General features: G+C 45.0%; 16 protein-coding genes. 2 read left to right on the top strand and 14 right to left on the bottom strand.

All coding sequences use genetic code 11. The features are described from left to right. Positions 1-589: 589 nt before the first annotated feature. Complete coding sequence (locus ACH6CZ_RS10130; protein ID WP_374097312.1) at positions 590-1,180, top strand: biotin transporter BioY; 591 nt, start codon at positions 590-592, stop codon at positions 1,178-1,180. A 21-nt stretch (positions 1,181-1,201) separates the two neighbouring features. Here the strand turns inward: ACH6CZ_RS10130 and ACH6CZ_RS10125 are convergent, their stop codons facing one another. The 5 genes from ACH6CZ_RS10125 to hprK are packed head-to-tail and all read right to left on the bottom strand — an operon-like array spanning position 1,202 to position 5,080. After that, positions 1,202-1,708, bottom strand: coding sequence for an acyltransferase (locus ACH6CZ_RS10125; RefSeq protein WP_374097311.1), 507 nt, complete (start codon positions 1,706-1,708; stop codon positions 1,202-1,204). Beyond that, a complete protein-coding gene (ppaX, locus tag ACH6CZ_RS10120) occupies positions 1,705-2,358 on the bottom strand; it encodes a pyrophosphatase PpaX (protein ID WP_374097310.1) in 654 nt (217 codons plus the stop codon). Before ppaX ends, ACH6CZ_RS10125 begins: the two co-directional genes overlap by 4 nt. Beyond that, entirely contained in the window at positions 2,342-3,286 is a 945-nt protein-coding gene (locus tag ACH6CZ_RS10115; protein WP_374097309.1) for a nucleoside recognition domain-containing protein, read from the bottom strand. The genes ppaX and ACH6CZ_RS10115 overlap by 17 nt, the downstream gene beginning before the upstream one ends. Positions 3,287-3,295: 9 nt before the next feature. After that, positions 3,296-4,126: a prolipoprotein diacylglyceryl transferase gene (lgt, locus tag ACH6CZ_RS10110; protein WP_374097457.1), complete on the bottom strand. Its 831-nt coding sequence runs from the start codon at positions 4,124-4,126 to the stop codon at positions 3,296-3,298. 18 nt (positions 4,127-4,144) lie between these two features. Then, positions 4,145-5,080 carry an HPr(Ser) kinase/phosphatase gene (gene hprK / locus ACH6CZ_RS10105; RefSeq protein WP_374097308.1) on the bottom strand — a complete coding sequence of 312 codons (936 nt, stop codon included), beginning with the start codon at positions 5,078-5,080 and terminating at the stop codon, positions 4,145-4,147. 176 nt (positions 5,081-5,256) lie between these two features. On the opposite strand from hprK, the gene ACH6CZ_RS10100 reads away from it, so the two are divergent. After that, positions 5,257-5,916 carry an N-acetylmuramoyl-L-alanine amidase gene (locus ACH6CZ_RS10100; protein WP_374097307.1) on the top strand — a complete coding sequence of 220 codons (660 nt, stop codon included), beginning with the start codon at positions 5,257-5,259 and terminating at the stop codon, positions 5,914-5,916. A 39-nt stretch (positions 5,917-5,955) separates the two neighbouring features. On the opposite strand, the gene ACH6CZ_RS10095 is transcribed toward ACH6CZ_RS10100, so the two are convergent. From ACH6CZ_RS10095 to ACH6CZ_RS10055, 9 genes are all read right to left on the bottom strand, one after another. Continuing rightward, a complete protein-coding gene (locus ACH6CZ_RS10095) occupies positions 5,956-6,219 on the bottom strand; it encodes a hypothetical protein (RefSeq protein ID WP_374097306.1) in 264 nt (87 codons plus the stop codon). A gap of 442 nt (positions 6,220-6,661) precedes the next feature. Then, on the bottom strand, positions 6,662-7,924 hold the full coding sequence (locus ACH6CZ_RS10090; RefSeq protein ID WP_374097305.1) for a DUF4097 family beta strand repeat-containing protein: 1,263 nt from the start codon (positions 7,922-7,924) through the stop codon (positions 6,662-6,664). 199 nt (positions 7,925-8,123) lie between these two features. Then, positions 8,124-11,006, bottom strand: coding sequence for an excinuclease ABC subunit UvrA (gene uvrA, locus ACH6CZ_RS10085; RefSeq protein ID WP_374097304.1), 2,883 nt, complete (start codon positions 11,004-11,006; stop codon positions 8,124-8,126). A gap of 7 nt (positions 11,007-11,013) precedes the next feature. Further along, the gene (gene uvrB, locus ACH6CZ_RS10080) at positions 11,014-12,996 is read right to left on the bottom strand and encodes an excinuclease ABC subunit UvrB (RefSeq protein ID WP_374097303.1); all 1,983 of its coding nucleotides are present in this window, start codon (positions 12,994-12,996) and stop codon (positions 11,014-11,016) included. Between the two features lie 360 nt (positions 12,997-13,356). Next, positions 13,357-13,602 (bottom strand): CsbA family protein, encoded by a 246-nt coding sequence (locus ACH6CZ_RS10075; RefSeq protein WP_374097302.1) that lies wholly within the window; start codon positions 13,600-13,602, stop codon positions 13,357-13,359. Between the two features lie 31 nt (positions 13,603-13,633). Then, positions 13,634-14,272, bottom strand: a complete 639-nt coding sequence (locus ACH6CZ_RS10070) for an HD domain-containing protein (protein WP_374097301.1) — start codon at positions 14,270-14,272, stop codon at positions 13,634-13,636. A gap of 185 nt (positions 14,273-14,457) precedes the next feature. Beyond that, the gene (locus ACH6CZ_RS10065; RefSeq protein WP_374097300.1) at positions 14,458-15,624 is read right to left on the bottom strand and encodes a PDZ domain-containing protein; all 1,167 of its coding nucleotides are present in this window, start codon (positions 15,622-15,624) and stop codon (positions 14,458-14,460) included. Positions 15,625-15,732: 108 nt separating this feature from the next. Continuing rightward, positions 15,733-17,130: a S41 family peptidase gene (locus tag ACH6CZ_RS10060; protein WP_374097299.1), complete on the bottom strand. Its 1,398-nt coding sequence runs from the start codon at positions 17,128-17,130 to the stop codon at positions 15,733-15,735. Between the two features lie 24 nt (positions 17,131-17,154). Next, entirely contained in the window at positions 17,155-17,694 is a 540-nt protein-coding gene (locus ACH6CZ_RS10055; protein ID WP_374097298.1) for a TlpA family protein disulfide reductase, read from the bottom strand. Positions 17,695-17,721 lie beyond the last annotated feature (27 nt).

Raw genomic sequence — 17,721 nt, 5'->3', positions numbered from 1 at the left:
GTAAAACCCCTTTCAAATTTCCAAAAACTCTTTTTCTTAGCCTAGACTGCATTGTAACGAACATTCTGGAAAAATCAAACCCATAACACTTAATTTCACGAAATTGAAACATGGGTGTAATCAACAACTGCTGGCACTTTCCGTGGAGGACTACGCTTTCCTGCCCTCGGGCGGTGAGCTTTCTCAGGCTTCGCCTTGCGGGATCTCACCTACCCTTTTCCGGGGCGGGAGTCTCCGCCCTCCACTCCAAGTGCCAGCTACAAATTTTGCATTCAGTTTTGCAACCACCACTTATGTTAACCTCAATAAATTTTAAGTTGACTTAAAAAGATATTCTACTTATAATCTTTTTGTACATCATTATTTTCTTACTTTTTAACATTCATTTTAAAAAACTTTGTTAAAGTCCATCTTATTTTCTGCACAGCTGATGATTGGAGCGGAAGGGGGCGACTCTGGGACGATAAGTGGGAAGCTGAGACCCCGCAGACTTGCCGAGGAGGCTTAGCAACCACCGTCCGGAAAGCGTCCCCCTGGAGCTCCAATCATCAGCCCACTTTAACAGAGCAAAAAGAAACGAGGAGTTCAAATGGTAAAATCACAAGTTCACGGCATGGTACTCGCATCACTATTCGCAGCACTCATGGCAATCGGGGCAAATATCACATCAATCGTTCCAATCCTGGTCGTCGGCAACGTTCCTATCACACTCCAAACCGTCGTCTGCGTCATCGCAGGTCTCCTGCTCGGTAAGAAATGGGGAGCGATCGCAATGACCGTTTATATGCTGATCGGTCTCGCAGGTATGCCAGTATTCGCCGGCTGGGGCGGTGGCCTCGGTACACTCATCAGCCCGACATTCGGATTCATTCTTTCATATATCGTTGTTGCATGGTTCGTTGGGCTGTTAACTGAAAAGCACAAATCATTCGCAATGCTCGTTACAGCCTCACTGCTTGGTACAGCGCTTAACTATTTCCTCGGTACAAACTGGATGTATATGGCTTATAAGCTGTGGTTTAACGCACCTGAAGGCTTTACTTATACAATGGCATGGGTCTGGATGCTGCCACCGGCTCCAAAAGATATCATTCTTTCATTTGTAGCGGCTGTTGTCGGGGCTAAAATGCTTCAGGTTTTCCCGCAGGCACAGGTGGCAAAAACACGCATTCCTGCATAATAAAAAGAGCAGAGGATTTAATTAATCCTTCTGCTCTTTTTTCTGTTCAGGCATTCGAATAATCTGCATTGGGTTCCCACCGGCAAATGCTCCGGCAGGCACGTCGCGGTGAACGAGTGTAGCAGCTGAAATCACTGCACCATCACCGATCACCACGCCCGGTAACACAGTCGAGTTGGCACCGATCATGACATTGTCACCAATCACGACCTCCCCGAGCCGGTATTCTTCCACCAGATATTCATGCGCTAAAATCGTTGAGTTATAGCCAATAATCGTATTGCGCCCCACCTTGATCATTTCAGGATAAAGCGTATCCGGCATGACCATGAGTGCAAATGCGGTTTTTTCCCCGACCTCCATTTTCAGCAGCTTGCGGTACATCCAGTTTTTCAGACCGATAAAAGGTGTATAACGCGCTGTCTGAAGCACAGCAAAATTCCATGCTACTTTTATAAAAGGAACGGTTTTGTAAAGCTGCCAAAGCGAATTGGGTCCCTCAACAGGATAACGCTTTGTCCTTCTCATGAGCCGCTCTCCTCAATAATGTTCAGCAGGTCGCTCATTTCCTCGAGCATGAAATCCGGTTTGTATGCTGCCAGATGCTCTTTTCCTTTAGACGTCCAGGCAACACCGGCCGTTCTGGTGCCGGCATTGTGTCCACCTTCAATATCATGATGGTTATCACCGATCATAATCGCCTGATCAGCCGTTGAACCGAGTGCTTTCAGTGCTTTATTAAGCGGTTCAGGATGCGGCTTTGCATGTTCAACGTCATCAAGACCAATAACGACATCAAAGTACTGATCCAGTTTCATCAGCTTTAGCCCCCGAAGCACCATCTCATGACGCTTTGTGGACACGATCGCCATTTTGATGCCGCGTTTGTGCAATTCTTTTACCGTCTCATCCACACCTTCGAATGGTGTGACAAGTTCATCATGCACTTTCTGGTTATAGGCTCTGTAAAAGTTGACCATTTCATCTGTTTTTTCAGGATTTAACGCCTGAAAAGACTCAATAAGCGGTGGTCCCATGAACTGCAGGACATCTTCCCGGCTGTATTCCCCCGGATAATAATGATCCATCACATGCATAAATGAAGAAATAATTAATTCGTTTGTATTGATTAATGTGCCATCAAGATCGAATAGCACCGTATCAATGCGTTTGTTCATAACTTGGTTCTCTCCTCTCAGCGCGATTCCAGATTGCCGCAACGGTGATGGTCAGCAGGATTGCGGTCATCACGCGGATTAATAACAGCGGCAGAATCGGGATTCCAAGCGGTATAAAGATCAGCGTATCTTCCACCACTGCGTGACAGGCCACAAGAAAAATAAATGCAAGCGTCGCATCCTTTTTGCTGACGCCGTCTTCCTGCACCGCTTTAATCATGACACCAGCCCCGTATGCAAGTCCGATTGTTAGACCTGCAACAAGCGTCATCGATGTGTTTTCTTTCATGCCAAGTCCTCTAGTGACAGGCGCCATCCAGCGTGAAAAGACGTCCAGCCACTTCAGGTCACGCATGATTTGAATGACAATCATCAGCGGAATCACAATCATCGCAAGCTGCAGGACGCCAAATGCTGCTTTCTCAAGTCCCAGCAAGATGATCGATCCCCAGCCGCTCACATCAGCCTCACTGACCGGCACCATGCCATACTGCGCAATTTCTCCGCCACCGTTCCAGACAAGGTTAATGATGATTGCTGAGATAAATGCAAGTCCCAGCCTCACAATAAGGATCACCCACAGTTTCACACCTACTTTCAGCGCCACACCCGTTTCAATTAACAGGTTATGTGAAAAAGAAAGCATGACTGCAATAATGAAAACTTCTTTAACCGTCATTTCAAGCGATAAAATCCCCGCGATTCCGGCGTATAAATTTAACAGATTCCCTAAAACGAGCGGGACTGCTGCTTCACCGCTGAGACCGAACAGCCCCATAAACGGTGCAATCAGATCCGTAATAAACAGCAGGACAGGTGTGAATTGCAAAATCGTGATGATAAATGTAATCGGAAAGATAATTTTCCCGAGCGTCCACGTTGTATTCAGACCTGCCTTCAAACCGTCTTTTAACGTCTGTTGATTCATTTCATTCACCTAATTTCGTTTATCGGCGTAACGCGTTTTGATCCCCTGACCGAATCTGCGGTAAAGAATCAGTCCAACTGCAACAATGACTAACAGAATCGAGATCGCCTGTGCCACACGGATTGTTTCAGTCAGCATCAGGCTATCCGTGCGAAGTCCTTCTACAAATGTCCTTCCAACTGAATACCAGATTACATAGCTCAGGAAAATTTCACCTCTGAGCGGATTCACTTTTCTAAGTAAAAGTAACAAAATCAGTCCAGCAAAGTTCCAGACTGACTCATATAAAAATGTCGGATGATAGTAGGCAAAGCTGCCGTTTACTTCAATATACATCTGGTTGATGATCCAGTCAGGAATCAGCAGCCCTTCAAGAAAGCTGCGTGACACTTCACCACCGTGAGCTTCCTGGTTAATGAAGTTCCCCCAGCGTCCAAGCATTTGTCCTAAAATAATACTTGGTGCTGCAATATCAACAATCTTCCAGAATGAAAGACCTTTTCTTTTCGCAAAAATAAATCCGGTTGCAACAGATCCGATCAATGCTCCGTGAATGGCAATTCCGCCATTCCAGATTGCAATGATTTCACCGGGGTTCTGTGAGAAATAATCCCACTGAAAAATCACATAATAAATTCTCGCACTGATAATCGCGATCGGCACTGCCCAGATTAACAGGTCAGCGAACATATCTTTTGGCATACCAAGCCTGTCTGCTTCACGGTTCGCAAGCAGATAACCTAGCACAATACCTGTTCCGATAATGAGTCCATACCAGGCCACACTAAGCGGTCCGAAGCTGAACGCCACCGGATCAATCGGCTGGGCTGTAAATAACATCATAATGGTTCCTCCTGATTAAATATCGTCATGGTCCCCGTCTACAATAATGTCGTTCAGACGGCTTGAAAATTGCTCTGCTGCATTCATCCCCATTCTTTTCAGACGGAAATTCATCGCAGCCACTTCTATAATGACAGCCAGATTTCGACCCGGTCGAACCGGCAGCGTAATCTTCGTGACATCAGTATCAATAATTCTCATCGTTTCTTCATCGAGTCCGAGACGGTCATATTGCTTCGTCTTATCCCAGATCTCCAGGTCAATCACAAGCGTCACGCGTTTGTGACTGCGGACTGCCCCTGCTCCGAACAATGTCATCACGTTAATAATGCCAAGTCCGCGGATTTCAAGCAGGTGCTCAATCAGCTCAGGTGAAGAACCGATTAACGTATCTGTATCCTCCTGACGGATCTCCACGCTGTCATCTGCCACAAGACGGTGTCCGCGCTTTACAAGCTCAAGTGCGGTTTCACTTTTACCGACGCCGCTTTTACCCGTAATTAACACACCCACACCGTAAATATCCACAAGCACGCCGTGAAGCGCAGTCGTTGGTGCAAGCTTACTCTCTAAAAAGTTCGTCAGACGGCTTGAAAAACGCGTTGTTTTAACAGGCGTCTTCATGACCGGTACCTGACTCAGCTCTGATGCCTCAATTAATTCCTTCGGCACTTCAATGTCACGCGACAGAATAATACCAGGTGTATTATCTGTACACAGCTGCCTCATCCGGTCCTTTTTTTCATCTGTCGACAGCAGCTCATAAAAAGACATCTCCGTCCTGCCGAGCAGCTGAATCCGCTCCGCTGGATAATAGCTGAAATAACCAGCCATCTCAAGACCCGGTCTTGAAATATCACTCGTTGTAATCGGACGGTGAATTCCTTCCTCGCCACTTACAAGCTCCATATTGAATTTCTCAATAATTTCATTCGTCGTTACTTTAGCCATCATGACCCTCCCTGCTTCTCTCACATACAGTCTATTGTAGCACTTTGAAAAATCCAGCACTACATTAGAAAACCGAAACATTTTTGAAAAGGTGTCTGATTCGCTGTGAAGTGACGATCTGTTTGATGAATGCCGGAAATGGTATTTACACTTCATTTAGCAAAAGGAGAATGATCATGCCAATTGTATGTATCGATGCAGGACACAGCTATTCAACACCTGGTAAAAGAAGTCCGGACGGGATGAACGAATACGCATTTAACAAAGCAGCAGCGCTTGCCGCTAAAAAAATCTTACTTAAGAAAGGCGTCACAGTGCTCACACCGCACCGGGACGACTTTGATGTACCACTTTCAGCGAGAACAGACCTCGCAAACGACGGACGCGCTGACCTCTACGTCTCCATTCACGCAAACGCATTTGGCGGATCCATCTGGAACGGTGTCCAGGGAATCGAAACGTATATTCACCCCCTTCATTCAACTGAAGAGAAAAAACTCGCACAAAACATCCATCAGCATCTATTAAAAAGTACGCAGAGACCTGACAGAGGGATCAAAACAGCTGACTTTCACGTGCTTCGGGAAACGAAAATGCCCTCAGTACTCGTGGAATGCGGCTTCATGACCAACCGCCAGGAAAAACAGCTGCTTGCAAGTGAGGACTATCGAAAGGTTTGCGGCGAAGCCATTGCTGGAGGAGTGTTAGCTTTTTTGGGGGTATCTGAATCTTTGTATGTCGTTCAGGCAGGAGCATTCTCTAAAAGAGAAAACGCAGATCAACAGGTTGCTGCTCTGAAAAAAGCAGGCTTTGAAGCAATGATAAAATCAAATTAAAAAGACGTCCAGGTGCTGTTATGCACCCAGGACGTCTTTTTAATTTGCATTCGATACTTCCGGATTCTGTTTCCCTGAAGAAAAGCGTAACTTCAGACCAATTGCCAGAATTGCAACGGAAATCAACAGGCTGATGCCACCAATCCCCCAATTGAAAATCAACAGAATCCACTTAAATACACCCATGATATCAGTACTCTGCGTAAACAATGCCAGCACCACAAACAATACGCCTGTCCCCAGGAAAGCTGCGCCAACCGTACTGAAACTAAACCACATGATCCGGTTAATAAACGTCTCCATCTGCTTCACCCGCCTTATGTATTTATTGTACTATACCATGAAGTAAGGGGGCGGAAACATTTTGTGGTTGCCAGCTGCCCTGAATGCACTTGAGAATCAGCCATTTGGTTTTTTAGGGCATGAAGAAAATGTGATGCAGCGACATGGGAGTTGATTAGGACATGGGAGCGGGGGAATTGCTGCTGGATGCCTGGGTGAATGCTACAAGTTCCCGGGTGTATCACTACGACTTCGGTGAAGATTGCTACAAGCCCCCGGGTGTATCACTACAACTTTGGCAAAAATTGCTACAAGTTAAAGCTGTATTGGTACAAGTACTTTTCTCGGACGCCTTGCCCCCTGCTACCTATAAACAAAGCAGCCCAATGCGCTTGTCTGGGGGGACGCGCATTGGGCTGCTTTTTATTTGTGTGAATCCTGGTCACTTAATTAGACGAATGATTTATGCGTTTGTTTCACTATTTTTGGAATTAGATTTCACAGTCACTGAACCTGTTTTAGCATCTGCTGTGATGTAGAGCTTTGTTGCACCTTCGCGGTCTTTTCTGAAATTCAGTCTGCGCTGCATCATTTCTTCACGCTCATCTACATGGTCCATATCATAGAAGTTCACTTTCAGCTTGCCGAAGTTGGTTCTGAGCGTACCATCGAGTGACACGGTGTCCGGCACGTTGATTTCAATCGGTCCCGCAAGTGATTTCGCTTCAATTCGTCTTGCAGAAGAGCTTGATGTGCTGCAGATGATTTTTCCATTTACTGACTGTGCGTCAATCTCATCAAGAGCACCTTCAACGTTTACTTTTCCATTTACTGATTCTGCTTCGATCAGATCAGCACGGGTGTTTTCAACGTTGATACCGCCATTCGCCGTTTCTAGCTCAGCTTTTTCAACAAGCATATTTGACAGTTCGATTTTTCCATTTGCTGTCCGGACTTTTACCTTATTGACGTTTCCGCCTTCAGCCTGGAACTTACCATTGAATAGACGGATATCCCATCTCTCGTAGCTTGCTTTTGGCACGTATAATACTGTATCGAGACTCATCATTTTCAGATCTGAAACAAATCGCAGTTTTTTGAAGTTCGTGTTAAAAATCACGGAATCCTTCAGCTGCTGTTTTGCTTTGAATTCATCATCTGATCTGAAGACTTTTACATTACATTCAGCTCTGACAAAGTCTTCATCCCATGGGCGAATGACAAGTTTACCATTTGAAATGCTTGCTTCAAGATCCATCAGTTCTGCTTTTTCAGACTCAAAGACGTGCTTGAATTCTAGTGAAGGTCCCATGTTAAATTCAAGGTCCAGTCCTTTCACCTTTTCAAAAGCAGTCTGAACAAAGTCAGTCAGCTTATCTTTTTGCTGCTGGCGCGTGTTCTTTTTCGTCTGGTCAGTCTTGTATTCCGTTGCTTTTTTCTCAATGGTACCGAAAAGATCATTGATCATTTCATCAAGATTAAACGGAAATTCTTTTTTTTGAGAGCTTCCTTGACTGCCCGACTCACTGTAAGTGCTTTGCCCTTCACTTTTGTTGTGAGTTGAGCTGCTTTGCTGTTCATACGTCGTTTCTGTGTGAGAAGAAGCTGAGCTTCCTGTCGATTTGGAACCGTCTTTTTCAAGTGCTTCCAATAATGTGAGTGCTTCAGTGGCCGTGATTGTTCCCTTTTCTACCATACTTAAAATTCTCTTGCGTTCGTTTTCCATGTATTTGACACTCTCCTCTGGTTTGAAATTGCCTCTACAGTGTTGAACGTGAACGGGTAACCATGGGCTCCATCCAAAAATTCTTTACTAATTGTACGGATCAATTAAATAAAAGTTTCATTTGATTTAAGCATGACAGAAAAACAGGAACGGACCACCCGTCTCAGGACTGAGATTTAACTCAAGCCAGGGGACGATTTTAAGCGTTCACCTTCTCGCCTGTACGTTCAGCCATTTTCTCATCCATTCTGCTGCGGTCACGTTCAAGAACCGGCTTCAGGTAGCTTCCGGTGTACGACTCTTTTACTTCTGAAATATCTTCAGGCGTGCCGCATGCAAGGATGGTTCCGCCGCGGTCTCCGCCTTCAGGGCCAAGGTCGATAATATAATCAGACGCTTTGATAATATCGAGATTATGCTCAATGATCAGCACAGTATCACCATTATCCACTAAGCGCTGCAATACATTCAGCAGACGTGAAATATCATCAACGTGAAGACCTGTTGTCGGCTCATCGAGAATATACATAGACTTTCCATTTGAACGCCTGTGCAATTCTGAAGCGAGTTTCACACGCTGCGCTTCCCCCCCGGAAAGCGTAGTTGCAGGCTGTCCAAGTGTAATATAGCCAAGTCCAACATCTACAATGGTCTGCAGCTTACGACTGATCTTCGGAATATTTTCAAAGAATGAAAGTCCATCTTCTACTGTCATTTCAAGTACATCTGCAATATTCTTCCCTTTATATTTCACTTCAAGCGTTTCACGGTTATAACGTTTTCCGTGGCAGACTTCACAAGGCACATATACATCAGGCAGGAAGTGCATTTCAATTTTAATAATTCCATCACCGCGGCAGGCTTCACAGCGTCCGCCTTTTACGTTAAAGCTGAAGCGGCCTTTCTTATAACCGCGCACTTTCGCTTCGTTTGTCGTTGCAAAAACGTCGCGTATATTATCAAATACACCTGTATAAGTCGCAGGGTTTGATCTCGGCGTTCTGCCGATAGGTGACTGGTCAATATCAATGACTTTTTCAAGCTGATCGATGCCTTTAATTTCTTTATGCTCACCAGGCTTTACCTTTGAGCGATGCAGCTTTTGAGCAAGAGATTTGTGAAGGATACTGTTAATGAGCGTACTTTTCCCTGATCCTGATACGCCTGTGACAGAAGTGAAGACACCCAGTGGAATTTTCACATCTACTTCCTTCAGGTTGTTTTCCTTTGCACCTTTAATTTCAAGCTGTCTCTTTTTATCAGGCTTTCTGCGTTCGGCAGGTAGTGGAATAAACTTTTTCCCTGATAAATACTGCCCTGTCAGTGATTTGGTGCTTTTCATCACTTGCTTCGGTGTGCCGGCTGCTACAATTTCGCCACCGTGAACACCCGCTCCAGGACCCACATCAATCAGGTAATCAGCAGCAAGCATTGTATCTTCATCATGCTCAACGACGATCAGCGTATTTCCGATATCACGCATGTTTTTAAGTGTTTCAATTAAGCGGTCATTGTCACGCTGGTGCAAACCGATTGATGGCTCATCCAGAATATAGAGAACTCCTGTCAGCTGAGAGCCGATCTGTGTTGCAAGTCTGATCCGCTGCGCTTCACCGCCTGACAGCGTACCTGCAGCACGGCTTAATGTCAGATAATCAAGTCCGACATTGACGAGGAATGAGAGCCGCTCATTGATTTCTCTTAAAATCAGACGCGCAATCTGCATTTCTTTTTCAGTTAGCTCCACATGATTAAAAAATTCCTGTGCTTCTTCAATTGAAAAAGAAGTGACGTGTCCAATATGAAGATTCTGCACTTTTACGGCCAGACTTTCACGCTTCAAACGATGCCCTTCACAGCTTGGGCAGTGGTGCTGCGCCATGTATTTCTGCATTTGCTCGCGGATATAATCTGAGCTTGTCTCGCGATAACGTCTTTCAACGTTTTTCAGTACACCTTCAAAGTTAATTTTATTTTCACGAACCTGACCAAAATCATTTTCATAGCGGAAATAAATTTTATCGCGGCCTGATCCCTTAAGGATCTTATCCATTTTTTTCTTCGGAATATCTTTAACCGGAATATCCATATCGATATCATAATGGTCACAGACTGCTTTTAGCATAGATGGATAGTACTGAGAGCTGGTTGGTTCCCAAGGTGCGATCGCATGTTCATTCAGTGTCAGGTTCCAGTCCGGAATGACAAGATCAAGATCCACTTCAAGCTTTGTACCAAGACCATCACATTCAGGACATGCACCAAATGGCGAGTTGAATGAGAACATACGCGGCTCAAGTTCTTCTATTGAAAAGCCACAGATTGGACAGGCATGATGCTCATTGAACTTGATTTCTTCTTCACCAATTACATCTACAATGACATTGCCATCGCCAAGTTTCAGTGCAGCTTCAAGTGAATCTGCCAGACGTGCTTCTGCACCTTCTTTTACGACAATCCGGTCAATAATGACTTCAATTGAATGCTTTTTATTTTTATCCAGCTCAATCTCATCACCGATATCCATCATTTCACCGTTTACACGAACGCGGACATAGCCCTGCTTCTTCACATCCTCAAGCACTTTTGCATGGGTACCCTTACGACCTGAAACGAGCGGTGCAAGCACCTGGAGCTTTGTACGTTCAGGATATTCATAGATACGGTCTACCATCTGTTCCACTGTCTGTGAGGTAATTTCAATTCCATGATCAGGACAGACGGGTCTTCCGATTCGCGCGAATAACAGCCGTAAATAATCATAAATCTCCGTTACAGTTCCGACAGTTGAACGCGGGTTTCGGCTCGTTGTCTTCTGATCGATAGAAATGGCCGGTGATAATCCTTCAATTGTATCCACATCCGGCTTATCCATCTGACCAAGGAACTGCCTTGCATAAGCAGAGAGCGATTCAACGTATCTTCTCTGCCCTTCCGCATAAATCGTGTCAAACGCGAGCGATGACTTACCTGATCCTGAAAGACCGGTCATCACAACGAGTTTGTCACGCGGAATCTTGATATCAACATTCTTAAGATTATGGGCTCTTGCGCCCTGTATAATAATCTGATCTTTACCCATCGTCAGGTCATCCTTCCGCTTTCAGTTCTAAAATGAGGTCGCGCAGCTCAGCCGCTTTTTCAAAATCAAGCGCACGTGCTGCTTCCTTCATTTCAATTTCCATTGACTCAATGACTTTTCCGCGTTCCTTCTTAGACATTTTCTTCATCTGTTCAGCAGGAGATACATATTCTTCTGCTTCTTCAACAGCATGAGTAGCCCTGATGACATCACGGATCTCTTTATTAATCGTAACCGGCGTAATACCGTGTTCTTCGTTATAGGCAATCTGCTTCTCACGTCTGCGGGCTGTTTCATCCATCGCCCGCTGCATGGAGTCTGTGATTTTATCTGCATATAAAATAACGTGTCCATTTGAGTTACGGGCAGCACGTCCAATTGTCTGGATCAGTGACCGGTCAGAACGCAGGAAGCCTTCTTTATCTGCATCTAAAATCGTAATTAGTGATACTTCAGGAATATCCAGCCCTTCTCTTAAAAGGTTGATTCCGATCAGTACATCATATTTACCAATCCGCAGATCCCTGATAATCTCAATCCGCTCAAGCGTCTTCACTTCTGAATGGAGATACTGCACCTTAATGCCGATTTCTTTCAGATAATCAGTCAGATCCTCAGACATTTTCTTCGTCAGTGTGGTAATCAGCGTCCGTTCATTTTTCGCGATCCGGTCCTGAATTTCACCGAGCAGGTCATCAATCTGGCCTTCACTCGGACGAATTTCAACGGTTGGATCAAGCAAACCGGTCGGGCGGATAATCTGTTCGACCATTTCATCTGTATGTTCCATTTCATATGGACCCGGTGTAGCTGATACATAAATCGCATTATGCACGTGCTTTTCAAATTCCTCAAATTTCAGTGGGCGGTTATCCATCGCTGAAGGCAGACGGAAACCGTGATCCACCAGAACTTTTTTACGCGCCTGGTCTCCGTTATACATCCCGCGGACCTGTGGCAGTGTCACGTGTGACTCATCAATCACAAGCAGGAAATCATCCGGGAAATAATCGAGTAGTGTATAAGGCGTAGCGCCTGCTTCTCGCAGTGTCAGGTGTCTTGAATAGTTCTCGATCCCTGAACAGAAGCCCATTTCTCTCATCATCTCAAGATCATAACGCGTACGCTGTTCAAGTCGCTGTGCTTCAAGCAGCTTGTCTTCTTCTTTAAGGATTTTCAATTGTTCCTCAAGCTCTTTTTCAATATTCTCAATCGCAACACGCATTTTTTCTTCACGCGTAACGAAGTGGGATGCCGGGAACACAGCTACGTGATCGCGATCACCGAGAATCTCACCGGTTAATGCATCCACCATTCTGATCCGGTCTATTTCATCTCCGAAAAACTCCACTCGTATACAGTGCTCATCATTTTTAGCCGGGAAAATTTCAACCACATCGCCGCGCACCCGGAAGGTCCCTCGGGTAAAGGCAATATCATTTCGCTCATACTGTATATCAACAAGTCTTCTAAGCAGCTGGTTACGCTCAATTTCCATGCCGACTCTCAGTGAAACAACAAGCTCTTTATATTCTTCTGGCGACCCTAAACCATAAATGCATGAAACGGATGAAATAATGATGACATCATCGCGCTCAAATAGTGAAGATGTCGCTGAGTGACGCAGCTTATCAATTTCATCATTGATGCTTGCATCTTTTTCTATAAATGTATCTGTCTGAGGCACATAAGCTTCAGGCTGATAATAATCGTAATAACTGACGAAATATTCGACAGCATTATTTGGAAAAAACTCTTTAAACTCACTGTAAAGCTGTCCGGCAAGCGTTTTGTTATGGGCAATGACCAGCGTTGGCCTTTTGACTTCCTGTACAACGTTTGAAACCGTAAAGGTCTTCCCTGTACCTGTCGCACCAAGCAGTGTCTGATGCCGTTTCTTCTTTTCAACACCCTCTACAAGCTTCTTAATTGCAGCAGGCTGATCCCCCGCCGGCTGATATTTTGACTGTAAATCAAATTCCTGCACCATTTATTCAACGCCTCCTAAAATCATTCCGAAAAAAACCTTCTTCTATATTCATACCCTTTATGATGAAACGAAACAGGGTTTTAGGCAAATTAATTGTCTCAACTAGTTTACCACCATGAGATAAAAAATAACAGCAAAAAGCGAACATACATTCTTAAAATGGTTTTTGATCCGGTTTGAAGCAGATTGCTACCAGACGTGAGTGGGATTGCTACAAGTTTCCCTGAAATTGCTACAAGTTCCCGGGTGTATCACTACAACCTGGAGCAAAATTGCTACATCCCGCACTAAAACAACGACAACTAGCCTAAAGCGCAGATCAGCGGCTATTCAGAGTCACACAGAAAAACAGCGCCGAATCTATGCGATTCCGCGCTGTTTTTCTGTGTATTTCTTCATGTATCGGTTTACATACCAGAGTCCGAATGTCAGAGAAGCTGCGTCTACAATAATGACATACCAGCTGCCGGTGTAGCCTTTATAAGACGAACCGGCAATCAGTGCAATGGTCAGCAGCATTGCGATCGTTCGGCTGTATGTGATTCGCGTAAAAAGAATAACTAATAATGCCGGAAGAAAGATGGCCATCAGAATTTTTGTGCCCATTTCATCACCTCACGATTCCATCATACTGAACTCATTTTGATGCTGCAATAAGATTTTCCGTAATTTTACTCAGTTCTGAGTGAGGGATGAACTTTTCAGCAAGCATGTCAGGCAGCACTTTTTCAAGGAAGAACGCCACACTTGTCATTTCCCTGAATTTCAAAATGGTCGATAAAGCCTCCTGATAGATCTCCAGGAAAATTGGCTCCGGATTCCCTTTTTGAATTTCACCGAACGATTCATACAAAAGGTCAATTTTATCAGCGACGGATAAAATATTTCCTTCAAGCGAGCGATCCTTACCTTCCTTAAATCGTGCAAGGTAGATCGACTGGTATTCTTCCGGGAATTCCGCCTGCACAAACCGGTGCGCCATTTCCTCTTCCACTTCACTGAACAGACGGTTTAATTCAGACGAAGCATACTTCACAGGTGTTTTGATATCTCCTGTAAAAATCTCAGGATAGTCATGATTTAATGCTTTCTCGTAAAGGTTTTTCCAGTTCACCATTTTCCCATGATGTTCTTCCACTGTGCCGAGGAACTGGGCAATCTTCGTTACTTTAAATGAATGAGCCGCCACTGTGTGCTCGTTATATTTAAACTTACCGGGACAACGATAAAGCTTTTCCATATCCGATAAACTTTTAAAATAATGATGAATTCCCATAAGCTCACCCCGTTATTTTTAGCTAATCGTAGCATTGACCGTGTTGAATGTACAATACATAGTATGCGAAATTTTTGCTAAAAGATATAGACAGGTGGCAGTTTGTTTTATTTCGATCATCTTTGAGTGTCATTTAATCACCTCTTATCCAGACCCCCGAACACATAAAAAAACAGCCCGATTCCTCAGGCTGTTTCACGATTCCGGTCTTCAATTAAGATCAGGCCGAGCTGATGGTGCTGTCCTTCGTATAAGGCAGCCTGCGTGTAGCGGATTTCGCCGGCGTGGTTGTAGACTTCGAGTTTGCAGTGTGCGCGGTTTTTCTGCACTGCTTCATAAAATTCACGTTCGTTTTTAACTGCAATGCCGTTGACTTTGTGCACCCTTTCACCGCGCAGGAGCCCCATTTTTGCAGCGGGTGTGCCGGGCAGTACGTCAATGATGATGACGCCTTTGTCTCCGTTCAGGAAGTGATAGCCTGACTTTCTGCAGACAATGCGTGTTTTGAGCAGAATGAACAGTCTGCCGGCAAAGGCAATCCCGAATGCACCGTAGATCAGATACGGTGCCCAAAGTGAACCTGCTGCAACAGTCGCTGATAAGACGCCAAGCCAGGCTACCTGTGTGCCGGTTGTTTTTAGGATTGCTTTTGGCAGATCATGAACGACTGTTAATTGATAGCCGAGTACTGCCGGAAAGATCATCAGTGAGAACGTATCCCCTCCACCAATCAGCGGCCACCAGCCTGCTTCACTGATCAAGCCTGATGGTACAGGAATCAGCAATGGCACAAGCCAGACCCTTTTAGTGAAAAAAGCGCCTGCCTTCATGCCGCGGGGTGTCCGGATTAATCGGGGCGAAGTCTGTTTGACTGCGTTCAGCTGAATCATCAGCCCTTCAGCTACAAGCAGAAGCCCCATTAAGATCCCTGCCGCTAAAAATACGTCAGGCAGCGGCGGAATGATGTCCGGAAGCGCCACATCATAGTAGTCTAGGGCCAATATAGTACCTAACACCACCGGAAACATAAATCCTGCCGACAGCAGTCTGAACTGTCCGGTAACTGCCGCTAAAATCATGACCATACTGACAACATAGATCCAGAAGACATCTATAACGATGCCCGCTCCGCTGACTATAGCAGATAAAACCAGCCCGACTGCGAGAGAAACGCCGAAAAAGCTGAGCAATTCTATGTACCACGGTTTGACCGCTGTTCTGACATCACGACGCTCCCTTTTCAACCTGACTGCCCCTGCCACAATTGCTGCGATCACGCTAATGAGCAGCACCGGATTCAGCACGCCTGCCAATAGCGCACCCGGTAATTCACTTAACCAATGATTGAACATACGATCCCCCCGGTCGATAACAAATTCTTGTATTTATTGTATCAGACCTGAAGGAATCTCTGTATAGGAATTTCGCCCGGGGATATTGCAACCTCCCCGGGCGAAAAATTAGTGTCTTGCGATAAATTCAATTGCAGACTGCAGCTGGTGATCATGATTCGGGTTCTTTTTATAGAGATTAAGTGTGGATTCAAGCTTTTTCAGCGTTGATGTATTCACTTCACCCGTTTCTTTTAAACGTGATCTCTTTTGAAATTCAGTGATCGCTTTTTCAGTCTGGGCGCTAAAGTAACCGTCTGTGCGGTCTATTTCATACCCGAGACCATCGAGCAGCTTCTGCAGTGAAGCAACTCTTTCATCGTTCATTCCCTTTTTCAGTACAATGGACGATTGAACAGGTGACAGCTCAAAAACCTCCGGCTGGACGACTTCTAAAGTTGGCTGAATTCCTTTACGGTGAATCCAGCGCTTATCAGGCGTCAGCCATTTTGAAACCGTCAGCTTCATCTGACTGCCGTCACCAAGCTCAAGTGACTGCTGAACGGTTCCTTTTCCAAACGTTTTTGTGCCGATCAGCGTATAGCCTTCCACTTCGTACATCGCTGCTGCCAGAATTTCAGATGCGGATGCGCTGCCTTCATCAATGAGCACAACCACCGGATAATCCTTATTTTTATCAGACGCTGAAGTCAGTGCTTCTCTTTTACCGGAGCGCTGTTCAATATACATAAACGGCTTTTTATTCGTAATGAAATTGCCGAGCACTTCCTCAACGCTTGATAACAGTCCACCGGGATTCCCGCGCACATCAATCATTAACCCTGTCAATTCTTCTTTTTCAAGCTCGTCTAATGCAGCTTTGACATCCTTGCCTGTCCCCTCACCGAACGTTTTAATTTCTATGTACCCGGCCTTTTCCCCGTCACGTTCATAAAGCTGATGCGTGACCGTTTCAACTGGAATATCATCGCGCACGACATTGATTGTTAAAGACTTCTCTGACTCTCCTCTTTGAATGCCAAGCTGGACGCGGCTGCCTTTAGGTCCTCTTATTTTAGACGTGAGGTCATAAATCGTCAGGTCATTTATTTCTTCGTTATCTACATGTGTAATCACATCATTCGGCTTCAGTCCCGCTGCTTCGGCCGGCGAATCTTTTAATGGTGCAACAATAATAAATTTCCCTTCCTGCTGCGTGATTTCCGCTCCAATCCCGCTAAATGAAGAATCGAGTGAATCATGAAATTGCTTTGACGCCTCTTCATCCATATAGACAGAATAAGGATCCCCAAGTGCGGCGACCATTCCTTTCAACGCGCCATCAAGCAGCACACTTTCATCCACCTTTTCAACATAACTTTCCTGAATCATCTGCTGGGCTTTTTCAATCTTTGATTTCTCCACAGAGACTTCTTCAGGCACACGCTTAATGATAAACCGGTCTGCACTGTAATAAACGCCTGCTCCAAGTACCATACATAACAGGATCATGAGTAGTCTTTTCACCTGCTTCCCCCTTTCTGTTACACATTATGAAGCTGAACTTTCACTTAGAAGTCTATCCATACTCTTTTCAAGCTGATCAGCCGTCACCGGTCCAAAAAACGTTTCATATATTTTCCCGTCAGCCGTTATGATGACAGTGATCGGAATGGTAAAAATTCTGAATGTTTCCTGCATCGTGCCTTCCTCATCTAAAGCGATTGGAAAAGGTACCTGGTGCTCTTCAATAAAACCTGAAACGTTCTCTTTCTTATATTCCTCTTTCGTTAAATTCACACCAATCAGCTTGATATCAGAATACTCAGCTGAAAATTGATTCAGCTCCGGAACCTCGGCTACACAGGGCGGACACCAGCTAGTCCAGAAATTAAGAATCAGCGGCTGTCCGGACAAATCTTTCTTTGAAAGCTCAGTCCCATCCTGCATCATCAGCGTAAAATCCGGCGCATCCTTCAATTCCGCTTTCATCACCGGCTCAACCACTACCGGTTCTGCACTGATTAAAAAAAATATTCCCGCACAACACAAAAGAGCAAACGTCCATCCAGCTAATCTCTGAACCCTCATATCCTGCCCCTCCTTATGGGGGAGTAT

It is taken from the genome of Jeotgalibacillus sp. JSM ZJ347 (assembly GCF_044383825.1).
GTDB lineage: Bacteria > Bacillota > Bacilli > Bacillales > Jeotgalibacillaceae > Jeotgalibacillus.
This window is presented reverse-complemented; position numbering and strand designations above follow the sequence as displayed.